This window comes from Streptomyces sp. NPDC088261, from assembly GCF_044740805.1.
In the GTDB taxonomy this organism is placed as follows: domain Bacteria; phylum Actinomycetota; class Actinomycetes; order Streptomycetales; family Streptomycetaceae; genus Streptomyces.
On record NZ_JBIURL010000026.1, the window covers coordinates 59,802 to 81,441 of the forward strand.

Sequence of the window (21,640 nt, forward strand, 5' to 3'; positions counted from 1 at the left end):
CGCGGCCTCTGCCGACAGGACCGGTCGGCAGGGGCCGCAGGGGCTTTGCCCGGTCGCTCCCGGCAGGGGTGCTTCGGTTGTCGGTTACAGGACGGCGACGGTGAAGGGGACGTCGGCCGGGTCGTTGTGGTAGTTGCTCGTGACGACGGTGATGGTGCGGGTCTTGCCGTTGCAGTTGCTGTTGGGGATGACGGTGATCATGGATCGGTTGTTGTTGACGGTGGCGAGGACGGCCGCGTTGCGCAGGTCGACGGTGGGGTCGGAGACCGCCACGCAGTAGTAGCCCGCGGGCCGTCCTTCCAGGCGCTCCGAGGAGGCGACGTTCTTGGTGGCCAGGAGTGTTCCGTTCGCGCTGACCTTTGCGGCGGCGCGGGCGTAGGGGGCGTTCAGGTCCGCCGGCGCCGCCGAAGCGGACCCGGCGAGGAGCGGTACGGACGCAACAGCGGCGGCGAGAGCGAGGAATCGGGTGCGCATGATGGGGTGCCCTTCTTGGCCACGTCGTCGAGGAACGTGGCAGGTTCGGATGAAGGCGTGGCCGCCCGGACAGCGGTGACCACGACGGCACTTCAAAGCCGCCGCCACGCCGATGATCACGCTAGGGCCGCCAACCCCGCACAACCCAACTGACCAGCGGTAACACCCTCGTACGAGTGAGAGCGGCACCCCGGCACACGGCGCCCGACCGCCAAGGCGGCCCAGAGGCTGAACCCGGGGACACGGGCCTGCCCGCGTTCCCTGTCCTCAGCGCCATCCGTCGCCAGGCGCGAGAAGGCTGGTCAGCTACGCGATCGCCTCGGGAGACGGCTTGAAGTAGCGGCGGACGTTCTCCGGCTTCCGGTGCGTCGGCGTCGGCGTACGCGAGGGTCAGGGGCCGGTGAGGATGTGGTGGGTGCCGATGCGACGCCAGATCACGTGGGGATTGCCGGGGTGGATTTCTGCTCCGTATTGCCAGGTGGCGCGTCCTGCGGGGCCGGTGCCCATCGACCAGGTGAGCTCGTAGATCCCTGCTCCTGCTGTTCGTTGGACGCGTTTGACGCGGAGGCCGGCACGGAAGCTTCCTCCGGCGCGCAGGTCCTCGACGAAGGCGGCCACCGTCTGACGGAACCGGTGACGTTGTTCCGGGGTGAGTCGGCGAAGGTCGGTGGTGAAGCGGGGGAGGGTCTCGAAGGTGGGCACGCTGGTCTCCTCCGGGCTGCACGACGAAGCCCCCGGCGGTTGCCGGGGGCTGGGTGTGGGCGGGGCTCTTCGGTAGTAGGCGTCCCGTGACGCTCGTGAGTGTTTTTGGATGCTTGTGGGTGTTGTCGGGGTGGTGCCGGAGAGTGATGACATTCGCGTCCGGCGCGGCGCCGCTTCCCGCCCGGCGGGCACCGGCGAAGAAAGTTCGGCCCCTGCTCCCGCCTGGCGGGAGGTGCGACCTTCCGGTCTTTTCTTCCAGGTCAGAGCCGTGTGGCGTGGTCTGCATGACAGTCGACATCAGGGTGATCCGGGCCGGTCAGATGTACCGCTACTACCTGCGCGAGACCGTGGTCGGTGACGGCCGCCGCCCGGCGCGTACGTCGCTGCGCGCCGCCCAGGAGCAGGCCGGTGTCCCGGCCGGGCGATGGATGGGCCGAGGGCTCGCCGTGCTGGGACTCGCGCTGGGTGAGGAGGTCACCGAGGCGCAGTTGCGGAACCTGTTCGGCGAGCGGGGCCGACATCCGTACGCGGACCGGATCGAGGCCGACCTGCTCGCTGCGGGCGACTCTCCGAAGGAGGCGTTCAAGGCCGGTGCCCTCGGACGCCGGGTGACGGTGACCGGGGTCGACTTCGTGTTCCGGCCGCAGCCGACGATCTACCTCCTGTGGGCGCTGGGGGACGAGGAGACCCGCCGGGTGATCGAGGCCGCGCACGAGCGGGCGATCGTACGGGTGCTGGAGTGGATCGAGGACGAGGTCGCGGTCATCCGGTACGGCAAGGACGGCGTCTACCGGGTGCGGCCGCCCGGCGGTCTGGTCGCCGCCCGCTTCCGCCACTACGAGGCACGCTCCGGCATGCCCCTGCTCCACGACCATGTGCTGCTGTCCGTGAAGGGGCAGCGCCTGGACGGGACGTGGGGCTCGGTGCACTCCACGGCCCTGTACGAGAGCACGGTGGCGGCCTCCTCGCTCTACAACGAGCTGGTGATGGCCGAGGTCTGCGAGGTGCTGGGGCTGGCGTCCGAGCCGCGTACGGTCACCGAGGGGCGCCGGCCGGTGATGGAGATCGCCGGGGTGCCGCACGAGCTGATCCGCTGGACCTCCCGGCGCGCCGACCAGATCGCCGCCTGCCTGGAGGAGCTGGAGCATGAGTACGTCACCGCCGTCGACGACGACGGCGAGCTGCGGTTCCTGCCCGTGGTCTCCGAGCGGGCCCGCGCCAAGCTGAACGCCATAGCCGCCCGTAGGACCCGCCCGCCCAAGCAGAGGACCCGGCCGCTCGCACAGTTGCGCGCGTGGTGGAGGACGAGCGCGATCCTCACCTCCGGTGTCGCCGCCGACGTCATCACCTCCCTCCTCGAGTACGCCCGCGCCGCGGCGGCGGCGATCCGGGCGCGGGTCGCCGCCGTGGTCGACGTCGCCCTGGCGGCCGTCGACGTCACGGCGACGGTGTTCGTGATGAACAACGGTGGCCGCTTCCACCGCCGGCACCTGCTCGCCGAAGCCCGCCGCCACCTCGCCCTGGTCCTGCGCGGCCGCCGCCGCGACCCGGGCCTGGATGACCGCATCGTGGCCGCCGCCATCTCCACCCACTGCCTGGACATCAGCGAGCCGAAGACCGTACGCGGCCGGGAGGCCGGCTACCGCCTCTACACCGCCCGCTGGTCACTGGCCGACCTCACCACCCGGCGCCCACCGACCACAGCCTCCGGCCCGCACTGGCCTCCGCCGGCCGACTCCGGCGCACCCGCAGACCCGGGCGCCCCCACACACCGGCCGCCGGACGCAGAACCGGCGGCGAGGCAGCGGGAGATACCCCGCGTGCCGTTGCAGTACGAGCGGGCCGTCCTCGCCGGCGCGGTCGTACGGGAGAAGCTGCGCACCACCACCGCGCGCGGCCGGGCGTACGACGTCGTCGCGCACCAGCAGGTTGCGATGCCCGAGCAGCTGCTTGCGCCCACTGCCGATCCTGAGCGCGACGACGACCAGGAGCCGGAGGCCGAACGGCGGGAAGCGGTCGATCTGACGGCGCTGCGGGCCTTGAGGAGTTCCCGCACCGACACCGGCGTGGAAGCCCTCGACCTCACGGCGGAGCGGCTGCGCCTCCTTCAGGACACGTTCACCAGAGCGGCCGACGACTCCCGCGCCCGTACGGACCGCTACGCCGAACAGGACGATGCCCAGAGGTCGGACCCCGAGAGGCCGGACCCGGTGGGCGAGGACGACCAACGTACGAACCGTCCCGAGCAGCCGGGCCCGCACCGCGGGCGGGAGACCGGCCGCTGGTCGCCGCCCGCACGGCGGTGAGGACGGCTGGAGTGGGGCGGGGTGGCGGCCCCGTGAACGGAGGCGGGGCCGGACCGGTCACCGTACGGGCGGTCCGGCCCAGCGTCGCCGTGCCCCTTCTACGGGTGCGTGCCGTGGATGGCCGCCGCGATCTGGAGGTGTTCGTCGCGCATCGTTTCCAGGGTGTCGGCGGGGTCGGGGTGGTCGGGGTCGGGGATGACGTGGGTGGTGAAGCGGATGATGGTGCGGGCGATTCCCAGTACCGCGGTGGTGGGTGAGTCGCGTGCCCAGTCGCGGAACGCGGACAGCAGCACCCCGCCGACCTCGTCGAGGGCGAAGGAGTCGGAGTTCAGCTCGTCGTCGTCCGAGAGGGTGGTGACCGGGGTGATGATGTCTTCGGCGAGCCGCAGCAGTACGAAGGGCAGCTCCGGGTCGTCCGTACGGTCGGCGACGTTGCTCCCGCCGCCCAGTTGTAGGCCCAGGAGGAAGCTGAAGCCCTTCTGGACCTGTTCCGTAGTCAGGGGTGCACGGGAAGGCACTAGATAGAACACGGGGGACTCCTCAACTCTCGGTCGCCGTCCGGATCGCGGCGACGTCCCCGCAGGGTCGGCCCGCTGGCCTGTGGACAGAGAACGAAGATTCCTTCCGGCTTCTCAGGGTGGGGCGATTCGGGCCGCCAGGGCCAAACCGGACCCCTTGTCCACTGTGTCGCCCCGGCTGCGCGCCCCACCGCGCCCCCTTGACCAGGTCGGCCGTCGCCCCGTGTACCGCCGCGTTTCTCCTTGACCAGTCTCGCTGCTGTCGGTCTTCAGCTTGTTTTTTAACCTCCTCGGCGCTCAGGAGTTGGCCTCGGTCAGAGCTTCAACGGCCCGTAGGTGCCGTTCTGGAAGGTGAAGACGGTCGGCTCCGAGTCGTACTCCTCGCGGAAGTATCCGCCGTAACCGGGCTCTTCGACGTAGGGGGCGAGCAGGTCAAGGATCGTGACCAGTTCGCCCATCTCGTCGTCCTTCCAGTAGTTGCGGCTGAACAGTCCCCATGCGTAGAGCTCTTGGCCGGCTGCGAAGCCTCGGGACTGACGCCGGAGAGACGCGAAGTCTCCGCCGGGCAGGCGGCCGTCCGGGTCCGGTGCCAGCACTGGGTACGTGTGCTCGTCCGCGTCGAGCCCGCTCGGGCGCTCGGAGACCATGTCGAGGTGCCAACGCAGGGCTTCCAGCACTGTGTCGGGGGTGTTGTCGCGGAGGAAGCACGTGAAGACGACTTCAAAGTGGAGGCTCACGAGGCCGCATTCTGCCCGGCGTGACAGACAGCCAGAGGACCGCGGTGCTGCGTTCTGGCATCAAGGCCGGTTCGGAGCAGAGCAGTGCGGCCTTGATGTGATCATGTGCGTTGTCGAGACGCTGTTGATCATGCCAAGGCCGCGAGGGTGAGTCTGCTGCACGACGCTGTCCGCGCCGAGTCCCTGACCGTGTTGTCCCGGTTCCGGACCGACTTCTACGACTGCCTGACCGCCCGCGCCGACGCGCTGTTCGAGCTGACCGACGCCGTACTGTGCACCGACGGACCGGTGCGGTCCCTGGTCGACCTCGCGCTGGCACCCGAGCACCGCCGGGGTCACGGCACCCTCTACGCCGGCCTCAACCGCGGACAAGTGGATGTCGCCCGGCTCCGGCGGGTCCTGGCCGGAGTGCCGCTGCCCCGGGCCGCGGACGGCCGGCTGGTCCTGGCCGTCGACGTCTCGCCGTGGCTTCGCCCGGACGCCGGGACCGTGCCGGACCGCTCGTTCTGCCACACCTACGGCCGCGGCAACGCCAAGCACCAGATGATGCCCGGCTGGCCGTACTCGGTCGTCGTCGCGCTGGAGAGCGGCCGCACCTCCTGGTCCGCATTCCTGGACGCGGTCCGCCCGGCCCCCGGAGCGGACCTGGCGGCGGTCACCGCCCACCAGGTCCGCGAGGTGGTCGAACGGCTCGTCGCCTCAGGCCAGTGGTCCGCCGGTGATCCGGACGTGCTGGTCGTGCTCGATGCAGGCTACGACGCCCCGCGCATCGCCCACCTGCTGTCCGGCCTGCCGGTCGAGGTCCTGGGCCGGACGCGGTCAGACCGGGTGATGCGCCGCCCGGCACCCTCGCGGGAGGAGTTCCTCTTGACCCACCCGAAGGGCGGCCGGCCGCCCAAGCACGGTGGAGAGTTCGTCTTCGGCGACCCCGCCACCTGGGGCGCCGAGCAGGCCGTCACGGTCACCGACACCCGCCTCTACGGCAAGGCCACCGCTCAGGCGTGGGACCGGCTGCACCCCCGGCTGACCCAGCGGGCCGCCTGGCTCGGCCACGACGGCCCGCTGCCGGTCATCGAGGGCACCGTCATCCGCCTGGCCGTCGAACACCTGCCGTCCGGCGGGGTGAACAAACCGGTCTGGCTGTGGTGGTCGCGCACCGGCGCCGCCCCCGCCGACATCGACCGGTGCTGGCAGGCGTTCCTGCGAAGGTTCGACATCGAGCACACCTTCCGGTTGCTCAAGCAGACCCTGGGCTGGACCGGACCCCGCTTACGCGACTCCGCAGCCGCCGACCGCTGGACCTGGCTGATCATCGCCGCCCACACCCAACTCCGCCTCGCCCGGCCCTTGGCCACCGACCTTCGCAGGCCCTGGGAGAAGCCGGCGCCGCCGCACAAACTCACCCCCGCCCGCGTCCGGCGCGGGTTCCGGAACCTCCGCACGACGACGGGCTCACCGGCCGGTGCACCCAAACCCACCACACCCGGCCCTGGCCGACCGCCCGGCTCGAAGAACCGGCGACCCGCAGCCCGCCACGACGTGGGACTGGTCCTCACGGGCAGCGAGCCGTACCAGCGACCGGCCCACCACAAGGTCGGCACCAAACCCCGACGAACTGGTTAAACAACAAGTTCAGTGCCTGTTTCTGAACCCTAAATCAGCAGGTCAGGGGTCGAGCATCCGAAATAGCCGATTTGCGCAAGCGTTCGGGGAACGGTCACGGTGACCGTTCCCCGAACGGAAGCTGCTGGGGATCGCTAGGACGCGGCGGCGGTGCTGCGAGCCAGGGTGATGTCCACCCCGCTGGCGAGCTGCGCCGCGAAGCTGTCCTCGGTGCCGCCGCTGACGGAGAGGAACTGGAACCCCGCGTCGCCCAGACAGTTCAGGACGTCGACCGCGTTATTGTGGGCGAAAGCGAAGTCGGCTAGCTGGCCCTGGGGGTGGCAGCGCAGGATGACGGCGTTGCCCAAGAGCAGCAGGCTGAACCCGTCGGGCAGCGACTGCCAGATGGGACGCAGCGCCCGCTGGGCGGCTGTGTAGGTCTCGCCCACCGCCAGCGCCTTGAACACCCCGGCCCGCGAGACGCCCCGCTCGGCCGCGCGCACCAGCCGCTCGCGGTGGCCACGCGGGAGGGCGCCCTCCTCGTCGCGCGCCGCCTGGTCGGCGGCGGCCAGGGCGTCACGCAGTTCGTCATCCAGCGCCGGAAGCAGGTGTCCCCGGACGCTGGCGACGTCCTCGGCGACCGCGCGCACGCGGTCGACCGGGTCCTCCGGCCGCTGGGCGCGGACGTGCCCGAGCGCCTTGCCCGCGTAGTACCGCATGATCTCGCCCGGCTCCCCGGCGGCGCCCGGCGGCAGGGGCCAGCCGGTCCGCGTGCACAGCTCGACCAGCGTCATCCGCCCCCGGTCCCACTTCTCGGCCCACTCGTCCACCGCGCGGACCTGGGCCTCGGTCACCTCGATTCCTGCCTCGGCCAGTCGCCTGCGGTAGGCGCTGATGCAGATGTCCGGGATGTCGTACGACATGGCGCTCCTCGGGTCACGGTCGACCCCCACGGCCGATCCGTATAGAACCATACGGTATAGCTCTATATGGAAGTGGAATTTCCGAGAAGGTGGCATATGCCAGCACCCCGCGCTGCGGGGGTGTGGGTGGGCGCGCTGATCCGGCCGAGGAGGACCGGGCGGAGGGGTGAGGACTGCCAGCCTCCGGCGTGCGCGCGCTAAGGCCGCGCCCATCAGCAGGGTCATCCAGGGCACACGGGCAACTCAGCCGTCTCTTCCCCGCTGCCCTGCTCCTGCCGGACCAGCTCCACGTAGTCAGCGGCCCGCCTGATCTGTTCCGGGCCGAGCGGGGGGACCTTCGGCGACATCGTCTCCATGACGACTTCGTTCCTGTACGGGCCGAGTGCCTGCTGCGCCCGGCCTGTCGATCATTCGGAGCGCGGGCCTGTGGGCGGAGGACGCGCACGCGGGACCGAGTGGTCGCCTGTGACGTCGGTCATGGACAAACCTGTACGACAGCGGGCTAGTCAAGGAGGAATCGGACACCTGTCGGCGGGGAGCGTCAGACAGCGGACAAGGGGGTGCTTCCGACGGTGGTTCCGGCCCGCGCGTATCTCCGCGTGCGGGTCGGACGCTCACTGGCCGGCCAGCAGGCCGGAGAAACCGAGGACATCGTGCCCGCCGATCTCACCCCCGACTTCGTTTCCGACCCGTACGAGCCGGCCGACCGCCGGCCCGCCGCCGACGTCGACCAGGTCCCGCCGGCCCCCTCCATGGCCCCCTCCGTCTCCCCCTCCACGACCTCTGCGGCCGATGCCTGCGTCGGTACAGGTCAGACCCGGAAATCAGGGGCCCCCGGCACGTTCGACAACCCTTCTGAGTCCAAACAGACATGGAAGCCGACCCACACCAGGAAGAAAGAAGTGCTGAGGGCTCTGGGGATCTTCCAGCGGGCTACCGCTGAACATCTGTGGCGGATGCTGCGGCCCGGCGACCGGCACGACCGGTGCACGAGGGACGCCCTCAACGCCCTCAAGCGCGAGGGGAAGGCCCGGGTGGAGACCCGCCTGGAGTCGGGACACCAACTGTGGGTGCTCACCGACCGAGGACACAAAGAGTCCAAGCAACTCCTTCCGAAGAGCGCGCGGATGTCCGCGCTGCGCAAGCCCCAGTACGACGACGGAGAGCCGGTCGACGCTGACGGCTACGACGAACACGCCGCCGCCGTGACGATGACCGCCTCGGTCCTCACCGGGGCCGGGTTCGGCACCCTGCTGTCCTGGCAGACGGAGATCGCCCACCGCCTTCCGTACGGGTACACCCAGTACGCCGACCTGACGCTGCGCGCCCCGGACGCCGGAGTGCCCGCCATGCTCCTGGAGGTCGACCGCGTCACCGAGCCCGTCGACGACCTGACGGCGAAGCTGCGCCGCTACACCGACTGGTTCGAGCTCCTGGCGCCAAAGGCCGACAAGGACCGCGAGCGGGCAGCACGCCGACAGGGTGCGGCGGTGCACGACTTCCGGCTGTGGTCGCGGATCTACCCGGCGACCGGCCGGGAGGGCTACGCGCCGGTGGCGTTCGTGTTCACGGGCAAGACCGCCGCGCAGCGCGAGAGCCGGATGCGGCGCCTGGAGCAAGCCGCGCGCCGCTACTTCGCCGGCACCCCGTACCCGTGGGCCGGGTTCACGGCTGTCGACTACCACCAGGCGCTGCCCGTGGTCGTCACCGAGCTGGAGCGGATCACCGCCGACCCGGCCGGGGCCGCAGGCAGGGTGTGGCGCAGGCTCGGGCGCGAGGAGTGGCAGACACTGAGCGAGGCCCTGGACAACCCGGACGGCGAGCGGCTGTACGCGGTCCAGCTCCGCGAGGTCCGCCGGCGCCGGGCGGAGCGGGAGGCGGCGGAGCGGGAGGCGCGGCGTCCGGTGTGCACATGCTGCGGGACCAAGTTCAGCGACGAACGCTGGCAGGAGACCAAGGGGTCCTCGTGGCCCGGTGAGCGGGAGGGGCTGTGCGGGCGGTGTGCGAAGGGGGCCGCCGACCGTGCGCAGGCTGAGCGCGCCGCAGGCCGCCAGGTGGAAGAGGCCGCGCTACGGAAGGCGGTCGACGCGGACGCGAGGAAGGGGCGTGGCCTGTTCGGGCGCCGCCGGTAGGCGCGGGCAAGCCCTCCTCGGATGGGGGCTTGCCCACCCCGGCCGGGGTGGGGTGAGGTGGGCAAGCCGGGCCGGATATCACGGCCTTGGACCGGAGAAGGGGACGCGGTGCGCGGTTTCGAGACGGGCCAGACGGTCGTACGGCGCGATGTCCACCGCTCCGGCCGGGTGTGGAGCGAGCTTGCCCTGCGGGTCGTCGCCGACGCCGGCGAGGCGCTGGTGACCGCCTGCGTGCCCGGAGCGGAGGCCCGGTGGCCGGCCCTGTATGCGCGGGCCCGCGCTGAGGGGGACCGTACGGTGCGCACGGAGGCGTTCGACGCGATGGCGAGTGGCCGTTGGGAGCTCGCGGGCACGGTGTGGCAGGAGACCGACCTGCTGCTGTGGAAGCCGCCCACGTCCTGGTTCAGCATCAACGCCTTCTTCGTCCCCGAAGGTGACGGGCGCAGGCTGCGGAACTGGTACGTCAACTTCGAGCACCCCACCCGCCGCACCGATACCGGGTTCGACACCCTCGACCTCACCGTCGACCTGGTCGTCGCGCCCGACCTCGCCCGCTGGGAGTGGAAGGACGAAGACGAGTACGCCCACGTGCGACGCCTCGGCATCGTCTCCGACACCGAGCACCGGGCCGTCGACGCCGCCCGCGGCGAGGTCCTGGCGATGCTCACCGAACGCTCCGGCGTCTTCGCACAGGCGGAACAATGGGCGGCCTGGCGGTGGGAGCCGGCCTGGCCCACGCCACGCCTCCCCCAGACCGCGCAGCGGATGGGACCGGAGGGCGGCTGAACCGTTGCCTGGACGGTTGCTCACGGCGGGGCACCGAAGGTGTGACCGCAGGTGTGCACCCCGAGATCCCACGACCGCCCGTTTACCCAGGTCAGACCCGGTGGGCAAGCCCTCTCGGGAGAACGACACCTCTTTCCCACGCGGTAGCCGTGGGGGAGAGGTGTCTCTTCACTGCCCGGGCCGGCGGTCACGACGCGACGCTAACGAACTCGGTGCCCTACGTTCCCGCTCGCTCGGCCCCGCTACCGCGTCTCCACCCGGGAGACCACGCGCGGCCGGGCGGAGAGGACCGTCACCATGACCTTCATCGAGCCCGGCCTGTACGTACACAATGGCTTCGCCGAGGGACCGCTCGCCGACGCCGCACTGTCCCGCGCAGCCCGCGCAGGGCAGCTTCTCCACGAACTGCAAGAGCAGGCGCCCACGCTGACCGACGACCAACTGCGCGACGGCGTGTACCAGGCGCTGCGCCGTTTTGCCCAGGACCAGCGGACCATGTGCCAGGTCGACAGCATCACCGCCCTGATCCGCCGGGGGGTGCGCATCGACTGGCCCGTCACCGACCGTCTGGCCTGTGCCTGACACCCCACGTACGTGAAAGCCTCCGTCCGGCCCTCATGTTGTCCTCCCACTTGTGCGACGACTGCAACCAGAAGCCCTCGCCGCCGAAGGCCAAGCTGTTGGCCGGCCGGACCAGCAGCACCGGAACCGGGACCAGGCCGTGTCCGAGCAGAAGGCCGGCGGCTGGTTCTCGCGCTACCGCACCTGAGTCGGCAAGCCCCCCGGCCCGGGGCGGGGGGCTTGCCCAAGACGACCTTGGGCAAGCCGGTGCGGGTCCGCTGCGGACGTGGCACATGCCCGGCCTCACACAGGTGAGTCGGTGAGTCCGACGGACGCACCGACTCACTTTGTCGCACGCCGGTGAGCCAAACACCAGCGTCAAGTCCCTGCTCAGCTGCGGTTGGAGCCGGCCTGCGGCACAGAGATTCCCGGATAGTCCCAAGCGCTGAAGGGTTGACGCAAATGAAAGTGAGCCAAAACTGCACGATTACCGTATGACGCTATGAACGGAATCTGATGATCCGGAACGGACCTCTCGAAATCCGCAGGTGGTAAGCGCGGAAGTGACGGAATGCTTTCCCTATGGCCTGAGCTTGACGCAATTCCCGGCATGAGGCCGGCGCCCGAGGCTGACGAGGGCCCCAATGCAGCCGCGCTTTGCCACTGGCATGGCACGTAGGCCAACCTTCACTCCCTGGGACAGGTGTGAACTAACGCTGCCCGAACCGGCCGACCGTGGCTTCGCGCAATGGCACCATGCACTCACACGGAGTGGCGAGCCAAACGCCCCTGCGGAGAAGCCGGTTGGAGCCGGAAGCCCTCAGCTACCTCGAGGGCCCCATCGTTAGCCGCCCCTGGGCGGTAGGCACAGAAAGCGAATCATGTCCCACAGAACCCCCAGCCGACAGCGCCTCGGCACTGCCGAGGCGCTCGTCATCATCACGATCGTGGTGACCCCGGGCATCCTGATCGGGATGTCACCGGACGGCCCCTCCCTGTCTCCCAACCACACCCTCGTGCTGATCGTGACCGCTGCCTTCGCCGGTGTTATCGCGGTCCGCCTCGCGAGGGTCGGCTTGATCGGGCAGGTGCGGGCCGTGGCTGCCCGCACCCTCGCACTCGCGCCCCCGCCCGCACAGGGCTCAGCGGAGGCTGAGGAGTGACGCTGTGTCGACCAGGAAAGGGCGGCCGGCCCTGGCGGTGGTCAACGCCGCCAACCCCATCGGGCAGCTTGCCGAGCATCTGCGAAAGGGCCGCCAGAGCAAGGGGCTGACCCGAGATCAGCTCGCGGCCAAGCTCCAGCGTTCCGTATCTGCCGTCCAACGTGCCGAGCATGGAGGAAAACCTCCTCCACGGCACACCGTCGACGACTACATCAAGAACTGCGACCTGGACCGGGTGAAGACGGAGGCCTTGTGGAAGAAGGCGGTGAACTACCGCCGTGGCATCACCCGGCCCAACTTCACGGAGGCGCCTCGCATCACTCTTGTACGTACCGAAGCCGAGTTCGGTGCCGCGCTCAGGCGAGCCTGGGAGACACACGGCCGCCCGTCCACCCGTGAGATGGAGAAACGAACGGACCGCCACTACCAGGAGACACGTAACTACGGCTTCCTCTCACATAGTTCGGCGTGCCGGTTCTCCTCACGCCAAGGCATTCCGGGCTCAGAGCGGATGCTCCAGGCATACCTGGTCGCCCTCCAGATACCGGAAAGGGCATTCCCTGCGTGGGTTCACGCGTGGAGGCGTGTTCAGGAGCAGCGCCTGGCCCAGCGGAAGGCTGACCGTAGCCAGGTCAAGATGACGAAGCAGACGGAAGCATCGGTGGCCAAGGCCCGAATGTATGAGGCCGGCCTCGTTCCGCGCGAGAAATTTCCCGGAGCGGTCGCACCCTGGTCGGCCGTTCACACCGCGTGTAATCAGGTCAGCCGGTATCGGCTGCGCTCGATTCTCCAAGGCGCCGCAGAGTGCCCCGTCTGCGGGGAAGTGCTGACTGCCGGGATGGCACCAGATGCAGGGAGCCGCCGGGGAGCGTGAACCTACGGGGCCAGACAGGAACAACCTGTCTGGCCCTAGGCGCACGCGACCCTGCGCCTACGACCCGCCTCCGCCGACGCCCGGGTGCAGTCCCTATGCGTTCTCGGGTAGCAGGGCGAGGAGGTCTCGTTGCGCCTGGCGCGCTGTCGAGGTGGCTTCGCGGGCTTCCTGGCGGGCTTCGAGTGCGGTGGCCGCTGCCCGGCGGGCTACCGCGCGTTGGACAGTTACCGCACATGGCTCCGAGAGCACCCGGTGCCATCGGGCGTCCCGCCAGGCACGGAATCGGGCGGTCCCGTTTGCCTCTTCCAGCCGGGCGCGGTACGAACGGGGCCGCGGCGCGGTCGGGAGCGGGTCGCGCACGGCGCGGCGCGCGGCAGCGGTCAGGGCGGGCAGCGGTTTCAGGGCGGCGGCCAGCGGGCCGCCATGCTGCGCCGCCGCCGCGACTAGGACGTCGACCACGTGCAGCGCGTCACTCACGCTGGTGGGTGACCAGCCCTCTCGGGCCCCGGCGTCCAACACGTCGATCGCAGCGTCCGTCAGGGTGTCGAGCAGCTCGGACAGACTGGGCGGAGGGCCGGGCGGGAGTTCACTCACGTCCGTACAACGACCCTGTGGTCCGGCGGACACCGACCCCGCTTAGCGGCGAAACTGGCAGGATGACTGACACCGCACCGCTGTTGTTCCCGCCGGCTGTTGAGGAATCCTCGCCCGCTTCGTGGCCGCCGCGTACAGCCCGGAGGAGGAACGATGGGAATACCTGCGCCTGTACGACCCGGTTGGTTTCGTACGACCCGTAGGAGTACCGCGCGGACCTCTCGTACCCGCTGAGCTGCTGAAGCCGTGGACTACCTGGACGCGGTCTGGTGCGGCACACAGGACGACGGCCTCGAGGACTGGCACCTCGGCCAGCTTCCGTTCGACGTCAGTGAGGCGTGAGAGCGGCAGCGGGCCAGCCGCTCGAACCCACTCGGAACGCGGCAGATCGCGGTGCCCGCCGCAAGACCTACGCGGTCGTCGCAGATGTTCTGACCCGGCCACGCGCTCCTTGCAGGTCTTCTCCGGACTCAGCCAGGCTGGGCACGCCATCGCGGCCGCCGCTGAGTCTCTCAACGGCCAGGGCTGGCGCTCGACTCCCAATCGGTGAGGGGATGCCCCGGCTGACATCGGCACCACGGGCCTCGGGGAAAACGGGTCGGTGCTATCCCACATGCTTGGTTTTCCACTGACGATAAAGGATTTCGGAACGACCGTGACCCTGAACTTCGAGACAGACGAACTAGTAGTCGGACTGAAGAGACAGAGGGCACTGATCAAAGCCGTGCTGGGTGCGAGCAGTGCCGACGAGTCATGCTGGCTGGAGTGGAAATCTCGGTTGGATGTCTCAAAAGCCGAAGGAGCTTTCTCCATTTCAAAGGCGATCTTGGGGTTCGCCAACCGGATGCCCGACGTGGCAGCGCAGTGGGCCGAAGGCCACGCCTACCTTCTTGTCGGAGTTGATGAAGAGGCGCTTCACGGAGTCCAGACGTACGACATTGAGAAGGTCGATCCCTGGCTGAGGCGCTACCTAGGCGTCTTTAATCGGTATCAAATGACCTATGTTCCTTTCGATAGCGGTGAGGGCACCCGGCACGTCATGCTCGTGGACATTTTCCCCCCGCGGTGGGGCGACCCTCTTTACACGCTCCGTAAGGAGTACCAAAGCTACAGGCCGGGCACGATTTTCCACCGCTACGCAGGTAGGACCGAGCCTGCTCACCCAGCAGAAATCGAAGCTCTTACCGAGCGGGCTCTGCGCGCGACCATGCGTGTGAATGTTGGTGTAGAGCTCACCAATGGCACCGTCGCTCTGGTGAAGCCTACCGATGGCCTACGCGCCAAAATCATCGATCATCGCCGCGAAACTCTCCTGAAGCAGCTTGACAATAGCAGCCTCGAAAAGAAATTCGGCAAACTGGGCTTGTCGACCTCACTCGAGTTGTTCCGCTCTATGCAGCCCGGTGACTACCGGTCGCCCCAAATTTTCCGCGAGCAAGTTGAGGAGTACCTGCGCGATTTTGGCATCGCAGTTCAACGAACACTGATAAATAATATTTGTGCAGCTGGGGCACCTGTGACACTAAAACTTACGAACCCAGGGGAGGATAATCTCACCCAGGTTGAAGTTGTTCTGAGCCTTCCAGGTACCGTATTGGCGCATCTCTCGGACGAAGATGAAAATATCAAGTGGCCCAAACCGCCCGAGGAATACGGGACGGCTGGCCTTCCCATTGGCAGTATTGCAATCTCAGGGACGGTCCACATGTATTCAACGGCTATTTCACGTCCGCAGTCCCGGCACTCACCGGACATTCATCAAGAAGAGGGCCGGACGATCATCCGATTCGTACCGGTGGACCTCCGGCCCCACGAGACCGTCAATCTCGATTCGATCACGCTTTACAGCATTCAAGAAAGAGTTACCGACACAATTTCCGGGGAATGGCAAGCGACAGCAACGAATCTCAGTGGCAAGGTTCAACGATCTCTGTACATAGCCACACGGCGTTTGGAACTTGACCCACCAGTTATACCCAGGCTCTACGATGACGAATAAATTGAGCAATGAATGGAGTTGCCCGGTTCCTGCCGTAGGGCCATCGCAGGGCAATACGTTCTTCGCTCCTGTTAGAACGACCCTGCTCTCGTACGGGAGACGTTCGACTTCGGCTGGCGCGGGGCCGGACAGGATTACCCTGTCCGGCCCCGCAGCTCGTTCTCGGCTGCTCACCGGCTGAGGGGGTCGTCCAGGAAGACGGCCTCCAGCCCCTCTTTGCACCGGCCGCGCAGAAGGGATGGCGCGACCTCCATCCGCTCCAGGATGACCGGGCTCCCGGCTGCCCGATCAGCGCGTACCGCGGTCAGCGCGACGTCCAGGAAGTCCTCGCCGTCCGGCCAGTGGCGCGTCCCCGGCGCGGCCACGGCCCACGGGAAGCGTTCCGCCGTCGCCAGGACGTCGTTCGCCTCCGGCGGCGGTACCGAGGCGGGGGCGGGTTCGTCCGCCTCGTCTTCCGCGGGGCGGGCGAGTGCGGCTGCTGGAGGTGGGCGAGCAGAAGGCCGGCGGCACCTGTCTCTCCCGCTTGCGCGGCTGACGTCCGGACGGAGATCTCGGCCGGGCAGGACCGTCCTGCCCGGCCGTGTCGGTTACTCCCAGGGCCGTGGTAGCGCGTACCACAGGGCTCTGAGCCAGTCGGGCGGGTTGGTGAGGAACTTGTCCATCAGCCGGGCCGTGATGGACCGGGCGGCCCCCTGGGCGGCTCCCTGAGCTATCGCGGCGGTCAGGCCGGCACCGACAGCGGGCTGCTGCGGGACGGGCGCGGGGACGGGCGGCTGTACGAGCGCGGGAACGTTGTCCCGGGTCATGATGCTGCTCCCTTGAGCAGAGGAATCGAGGACAGCGGACACCTGCTGTGGTGTCGTCCGCGTGGAGGTGGTGAGCGCCTCGCGGTCGGCGGTCCTGCGGCTCTCTGCGTGAGAGCGTCCCTGTGGGGTCGTAGCCCTGGCCCAAGGTGGCGTGTTCAGCGTAGCGGCGATCGGCGCGGGCGTTGCCCCCGTCCGGGCGGGGGAATGCTGCCCGTGCCCCGCGCTCCCACTGGCAGGAGACGTAAGCCGGGCCCTCCCTGGACAGGCCCTTCCCGCCGCTCTGTTCGTCTTCGCCCCGGCCACGCGCCGCGCAGCCCCGGACACGGGGAGGCGGCCTTCCACGACCGCGCCCGCCGCGTCCAGGGCGTGAACTACCGGATGACCGTGGCGACGACGACCCTGCACCACCTCACCCGGGAGGGGGTGGGCCGGGCGGTGTGGTGGGTCGTCGGCCACGGTGAGGACCGGCGGGCGCTGACCGCATTGCCCAAAGCTTGGTGAGGACAGCGGGCCCGGCCTCCACCCGGGCCGGGTTCGCCCTCGGCGCCCTCGCTTGGACTGGTCGGGGTCGGCGACCTTGTCACCCCCTGGAGGATGTACTTTTCTGCAACCCGTACGCGTACTGCGCCGACCTCTTCTGCCCGGTGAGCTGCCGGGGCTCGCCGACTGCCTGGCACACACGACGACTTCCGCCATGCCGGGTGCGGCTGCCCAGCCCTGGGGAGACGCGTTCTCCCAGGTGCTCTAAAGAGTCCCAGGAGCGTGGCGGCGAAGACAGCGCACCGGGCATGGCGAAGGAGGTCTCTGTCTACCTCCTCGTCACGGTGTCTGACTGCCGGCTCGAGTTCACCGTGAACTTGCGCGTCGTCATCTGCGAGGTGACGGACTTGACCGGGACCGATTGACTATCGACACGGGAAGATGCTGTCGCCCGCCAGGGCCCAGATGGCCGTGGAGTACGCGTACCGGTTCAAGGCCTAGTGCGGCCCGGTCTGGTGGAGCTTTTCCGACCACAGGTCAGCTGCACAGGGTCCGACGTGGGCGTTGCGGTGATGAGGCGCTTCGTACGGCGCCCCTGGTGCGGGCGAGGTCTGACCGCGACAGTGCGGCTGCTCCAGCTCTGCACCTTCTCCGTCCCCGAGCCGATCCCGTGGTCGGGGAGCGTAATGCGGAGGCTGCGGCGGACGACTGGGCCTGGGCGGCGACGGCCTGACGTCCAGTGACACAGGTTCGGGGAGGCGCAAAGGGTGATGCCCGCCTTCGACCATGAGCAGCACCGGGTGATGAACGCTGAGACCAGGGCGTTACGCACGACAACTTCGTGTTCTTCTACAACCTCTGACGCTGCGTACGGCGAGTTCGATGTGAGGCCGTACGTCTCTTCCCGACGTCCGTGATGCCGTGGAGGAACGGGCCAGGCGCCTGGGAATCCAAGGGAAACCGAGAAGCGGCCCGTAATGAACATCGCAGGTCCCATCTGATCGGTTACGGGTCGTCACCGCGTGACCTGCAAGGTTCGCCAATTTATGGGCTTATAAGGCTACTTGGGCAAGTGAGGCAAAGGTCTCACGGGTGAAATGCACGCCACAGGGGTCGTTGGCCTCGTGAGCAGGCAACTTCTCGTTCGAGCGTCCACTTTGCCCCATAATCAGCTCAGCTTGCACTGCGCGCCTTGGAACCCTCGAGCCGCATAAGATTGCACCACCTTCGACCGTTCGTGTCTGGCCCAGCTGGGGGCACGAACACTCCCACGGCCACGGGACCGTATCCCGTGTGGCCGGTGCTCCGACGGGAGCGCCGGGAAGGAGACGGTCTTGAAGACTCTGCTGAAGAGGATCCGAGACCGTTGGCGGAACAACTATCGTCCGAAGGTCACCTCGGGGCGGGTGTCAGCGGCAGCGGCCGTCGTGACAATCGCGATCACGGTGTACGAGAAGCTGTAGGCGTTCCACAAAACGAAAAGCCCTAGCTGAAGTCTCAGCCAGGGCCTTCGTTCCAACGGTGCGAAGAGCTCTGTCCTCGTAGTCCGGGGTTGCCGCCCTGGGAGGATGGAGCTCTTCGTGCATTCACCCATCAGGGTGAATGTTGCATCCGACGGTACCACTGTGAGCGATGCAAAGGTCCGGCTGAACACAATCCGTAATGTCGATCGCTGCAAAGCACCACCAGCCCTGACCAGTACGTTTGCACGCTCGCATCGGCCGCAGAGTATGAATGGTGATTCCACTCACGAGGGTGACCGAGGCGTTCCTATGTCCACCACATACCGATTCCTGAGAGCTGCTCCATCCGCTCCGGGGTCAGCGCGGCGGCACGGCTTCGCTGGTTGTTGACCCATGCTCCCAGGCGGTACTGGTCCTCCCGGCCGTCCTTGGAGACGACGGTCTCCACGTGCTTGCGGGGGACCTTGAGGTGGCCTTCGCGCTCGAAGTACTGCCGGGCGGCGGTGAGGTTGGCGGTCCATTTGTCGGCCTGAGTACGGGGGCGCGGCGGCTTCTCGTCCTCGCTGGCGGGCTGGATGCCGAGGATCTGTTCGCACATCCACTGCTGCACGCTGGTGAGTTGGTCCCAGCCGAGCCGTACAGACTGCACCCACCGTCCGAGGTCCTCGCCCTGGCGCACGACGTCACCCACTTCGGTGGGCAGCGCCTCGCCCGCGTCCAGGTGCATCCGTACGAGGTGGAAGCAGCGCTGCCAGGTGACCGGCCAGCTCGGGCACCAGGACGCGTCGATGTCCTCCAGCTGCTCGCGCCGCTCGTCCGACAGCGTCCCGGCCGACGACTCCACCGGCAGCCCCTCTGCGCGCCGTTGCTCGTTCTCGGCAGCCTTGCGGGCGGCGGCCCGCGCGTTCTTCAGGAAGATGCCCACCTTTGCGCCCTGGTAGGTGGCGTCCAGCGGGGCCAGGAGGTGCCCGTGTTCGGCCGCCCATCCGCGCGCGGCGGACAGGCCCTCCTGCCAGGCGACGTCGAAGTGGGACCAGATCATGCCGAGCTTCTCCAGCTGGGCGATGCGGTCCTGGTCCATGTCGCCGCGGGCGTAGAACCGGCGGGCGTCGGCGGTCCACTGCCCGAGCGGGAAGTTCGCGAGCGAGGCCGGCCACACCGCGGCTTCCGCCTCCTGGTCGTCGACGGCGGGCACCCGGTAGGTGAACGGCACCTTCAGGTCGCCGTGTTCGCGGGCGTAGATGACGGCCGCTTCCACGCCGCGCCGCCAGTGTTCGTGCTCGGGGTTGAGGACGCGCAGGTTGATGAACGCCGCGAGGGCGGCCGGGTCGCGCGGCGTACTGAACTTCAGGAGGGCCTTGGCGGGGGCGCTGACGCCCCCTGCGCCCCCGCCGCCTGTCTTCCCCGCGCCGTCCTTGCCGACGGGCTTGTAGCGGCTGGGGGCCTGCTGCTCCGCGAGGGTTTCCACGATCCGGGCGTCGTGCGCCCGCAGCGCCTCCAAGAGCTTGGCGAGCCCGCCGAAGGCCCGGGAGGTGAGCATGTTGTCCGCCGTCTCGCCCGGTCCGAGCAGTACGGGCACCACGAGCGAGGCCACCTTGCCCTCGCCGGGCTGCATCCGCAGCGCGCGGCCGACGGCCTGGACGAGGTCGGGCATGGAGCCGCGTACGTCCGCCCAGTAGACGGAGTCGCAGTTTTTGGTGTCGACGCCCTCGCCCAGGACCTTCACCGAGCACAGGAAGCACTTCTCCACCACCGTGCCGTCCGTGGCGATCCCCGCCGCGAACTCGCCCAGGAGACGCCGCCGGTGGAGCGGTTTGTGGTCGCCGCACAGCCAGTCCGCCCAGATCGTCTTCGGGTACAGCTCCGGGTCGCTGGCGTGCAGCTGCGCGGCGACGTCGGGGAGGCCGGCCGCGAACGCCTCGGCTTCCTTGACGACGTGGTGGAAGACGAGCGTGCGCCGGAAGTTCTCCTCCGCCGACGCCTTCACCAGGGCGGTCTGGAGGGCGGCGAGCCGGGCCCCGCGGACCTCTGCCGAGCGGCTTTCGGCGCCCAGGAGCTGCGCGGCTTGGAGGGCGGTGTCGGTGACGTCGACGCATACGACCTGGTAGGGGGCGCAGATTCCCCGGTCGATGGCGTCCGAGAGGGTCAGGGTGAAGCAGCGGCTGCCGAAGGGGCCCTCGGGGTCGTCGTCCATGCTCGCGACCAGCTCGCCGGGTGCGCCGGTCTCGTCCTCGTCTCCGAGCTGCCATAGCCGGGGCGTGGCCGTCATGTAGAGGCGGCGCAGGGAGGGGATCTTCTGGTTGTCGTGGACGACCGCCCACGGCTTCCCGATCCGGCCCGAAACCCTGTGGGCTTCATCCACGACGATCAGGTCCCAAGCCGAAAGGCCGGCGGCGTGCGCCCGCTCCAGCGTGCCCAGCCCGAGGCTGGCGTACGTGGCGTACACGGTCACCTTGTCCAGGCCCCGCGTCCACTCCACCAGCTCGTCCACGTCCGTGGTGTTGGGGAAGGACACCTCCTCACCCCGCAGCGAGGACACCCCGATCATCGGCCCCCGGCGGCCTCCCTCGCGCCACGCGGACTCGGTCTGGGCGAGCAGGTCCAGCGAGGGCACGAGCACCAGCACGCGGCCCGCGTGGAGCTCCTCCGCGCTGCGGACAGCCACCCGGGTCTTCCCGGACCCGGTCGCCATGATCACCTGCGTTCGAAGCCCCCGTTCGGGCACAAGTGATCTTGCAGGCAATTCGAGGGCGCGCACGACCGCGTCAATGGCTTCTCGCTGGGCCGCCTCGCGCTGGTCAACGCGGTCTGTGCTCGACATGTTCGCCTACCTTCTCCTGGAGTGCCACCCGGTCGATTCGAGCGGCGGGAAACGGGAAACCTGCACGTAGAGGAGCTGTAAAGGCTACGGTTGGACGGATGCGATCGACTCGGTGCTCTGCCTCACCAGAGCACCGGCAAGGCCGGTGGATGGATCTCGATATTGCTCCGGAGGGGTCCGGGGCGGTGTGCTCTGAGTCCATAGCTTATCTTGACCCAAAAAATGAAGCACACCGAATCGTGAGATTCCCTCTAACGTGGCCGAAAGCTGCTAGTCTCGCCTTATCGCAAGCCAATCCAGCGCCTTGACGCCCCCTCAGTTCGTTCCCTCTCTACGGGTGGCTGGCCCCCGCGTTCCGTCACTCGCCCGACTGCCCGTCACCACCGCCCCCCTTGCTGCCGCTCGGGCCGTGAGGCCCGTGGGTGGGCCTCGCGGAGCGTGGCACGCCTGGCCCGCACGGGGGATCCGGGTGCGCCTGGTGTTGCTGGGGCGCAGCGGAGGCCACGGGGCGGCCGGAGGCCGGCCCCGGCCCGCAACGCGGGCCGCCTGCGCTACGGTTGGCGGTGAGGCGCGGAGCGCGTGCCGCCCGGCGGTGAGCGGAGCGAGCCGCATCCGCTCACGCGGAGCGGGAGCGGCCGGGGAGCGCAGCGACCCGGCTTCGCTGCGACGGGCGCAGCCCGGAGGGACCCGCTCCGCGGG

The 21,640-nt window shown here is 68.8% G+C and carries 17 protein-coding genes; 9 read left to right on the top strand and 8 right to left on the bottom strand.

All coding sequences use genetic code 11. The features are described 5' to 3' along the window. Positions 1–84: 84 nt before the first annotated feature. Complete coding sequence (locus ACIODU_RS32115; RefSeq protein WP_401772374.1) at positions 85–474, bottom strand: hypothetical protein; 390 nt, start codon at positions 472–474, stop codon at positions 85–87. Between the two features lie 390 nt (positions 475–864). Next, positions 865–1,176 carry a hypothetical protein gene (locus ACIODU_RS32120; protein ID WP_401772377.1) on the bottom strand — a complete coding sequence of 104 codons (312 nt, stop codon included), beginning with the start codon at positions 1,174–1,176 and terminating at the stop codon, positions 865–867. Between the two features lie 284 nt (positions 1,177–1,460). On the opposite strand from ACIODU_RS32120, the gene mobF reads away from it, so the two are divergent. Continuing rightward, positions 1,461–3,482 carry a MobF family relaxase gene (mobF, locus tag ACIODU_RS32125; protein ID WP_401772380.1) on the top strand — a complete coding sequence of 674 codons (2,022 nt, stop codon included), beginning with the start codon at positions 1,461–1,463 and terminating at the stop codon, positions 3,480–3,482. Between the two features lie 98 nt (positions 3,483–3,580). Here mobF and ACIODU_RS32130 read toward each other — a convergent pair whose 3' ends face one another. Continuing rightward, positions 3,581–4,012: a hypothetical protein gene (locus ACIODU_RS32130; RefSeq protein ID WP_401772383.1), complete on the bottom strand. Its 432-nt coding sequence runs from the start codon at positions 4,010–4,012 to the stop codon at positions 3,581–3,583. A 302-nt stretch (positions 4,013–4,314) separates the two neighbouring features. Further along, a complete protein-coding gene (locus ACIODU_RS32135) occupies positions 4,315–4,737 on the bottom strand; it encodes a hypothetical protein (protein ID WP_401772385.1) in 423 nt (140 codons plus the stop codon). Positions 4,738–4,884: 147 nt separating this feature from the next. Here ACIODU_RS32135 and ACIODU_RS32140 point away from each other — a divergent pair, with 147 nt between their 5' ends. Further along, on the top strand, positions 4,885–6,360 hold the full coding sequence (locus ACIODU_RS32140; RefSeq protein ID WP_401772388.1) for an NF041680 family putative transposase: 1,476 nt from the start codon (positions 4,885–4,887) through the stop codon (positions 6,358–6,360). A 134-nt stretch (positions 6,361–6,494) separates the two neighbouring features. Here ACIODU_RS32140 and ACIODU_RS32145 read toward each other — a convergent pair whose 3' ends face one another. After that, a complete protein-coding gene (locus ACIODU_RS32145) occupies positions 6,495–7,262 on the bottom strand; it encodes a hypothetical protein (RefSeq protein ID WP_401772390.1) in 768 nt (255 codons plus the stop codon). Positions 7,263–7,822: 560 nt separating this feature from the next. Here ACIODU_RS32145 and ACIODU_RS32150 point away from each other — a divergent pair. The 7 genes from ACIODU_RS32150 (at position 7,823) to ACIODU_RS32180 (ending at position 15,371) form a co-directional block, all read left to right on the top strand. Further along, on the top strand, positions 7,823–9,394 hold the full coding sequence (locus ACIODU_RS32150; RefSeq protein ID WP_401772393.1) for a replication-relaxation family protein: 1,572 nt from the start codon (positions 7,823–7,825) through the stop codon (positions 9,392–9,394). A gap of 108 nt (positions 9,395–9,502) precedes the next feature. After that, positions 9,503–10,180, top strand: coding sequence for a DUF402 domain-containing protein (locus ACIODU_RS32155; protein ID WP_401772396.1), 678 nt, complete (start codon positions 9,503–9,505; stop codon positions 10,178–10,180). Between the two features lie 297 nt (positions 10,181–10,477). Then, the gene (locus ACIODU_RS32160; RefSeq protein ID WP_401772399.1) at positions 10,478–10,762 is read left to right on the top strand and encodes a hypothetical protein; all 285 of its coding nucleotides are present in this window, start codon (positions 10,478–10,480) and stop codon (positions 10,760–10,762) included. A gap of 52 nt (positions 10,763–10,814) precedes the next feature. Further along, positions 10,815–10,949: a hypothetical protein gene (locus ACIODU_RS32165; RefSeq protein WP_401772401.1), complete on the top strand. Its 135-nt coding sequence runs from the start codon at positions 10,815–10,817 to the stop codon at positions 10,947–10,949. Positions 10,950–11,622: 673 nt separating this feature from the next. Then, positions 11,623–11,904, top strand: a complete 282-nt coding sequence (locus ACIODU_RS32170) for a hypothetical protein (protein ID WP_401772404.1) — start codon at positions 11,623–11,625, stop codon at positions 11,902–11,904. Positions 11,905–11,908: 4 nt separating this feature from the next. Next, the gene (locus ACIODU_RS32175) at positions 11,909–12,778 is read left to right on the top strand and encodes a multiprotein-bridging factor 1 family protein (protein ID WP_401772407.1); all 870 of its coding nucleotides are present in this window, start codon (positions 11,909–11,911) and stop codon (positions 12,776–12,778) included. Positions 12,779–14,027: 1,249 nt separating this feature from the next. Then, on the top strand, positions 14,028–15,371 hold the full coding sequence (locus tag ACIODU_RS32180) for a helix-turn-helix domain-containing protein (RefSeq protein WP_401772410.1): 1,344 nt from the start codon (positions 14,028–14,030) through the stop codon (positions 15,369–15,371). Positions 15,372–15,541: 170 nt separating this feature from the next. On the opposite strand, the gene ACIODU_RS32185 is transcribed toward ACIODU_RS32180, so the two are convergent. From ACIODU_RS32185 to ACIODU_RS32195, 3 genes are all read right to left on the bottom strand, one after another. Beyond that, positions 15,542–15,736 carry a hypothetical protein gene (locus ACIODU_RS32185; protein ID WP_401772413.1) on the bottom strand — a complete coding sequence of 65 codons (195 nt, stop codon included), beginning with the start codon at positions 15,734–15,736 and terminating at the stop codon, positions 15,542–15,544. Between the two features lie 222 nt (positions 15,737–15,958). Then, entirely contained in the window at positions 15,959–16,177 is a 219-nt protein-coding gene (locus ACIODU_RS32190; RefSeq protein WP_401772415.1) for a hypothetical protein, read from the bottom strand. 2,250 nt (positions 16,178–18,427) lie between these two features. Further along, positions 18,428–20,941, bottom strand: coding sequence for a Helicase associated domain protein (locus tag ACIODU_RS32195; RefSeq protein WP_401772418.1), 2,514 nt, complete (start codon positions 20,939–20,941; stop codon positions 18,428–18,430). Positions 20,942–21,640: the final 699 nt, after the last annotated feature.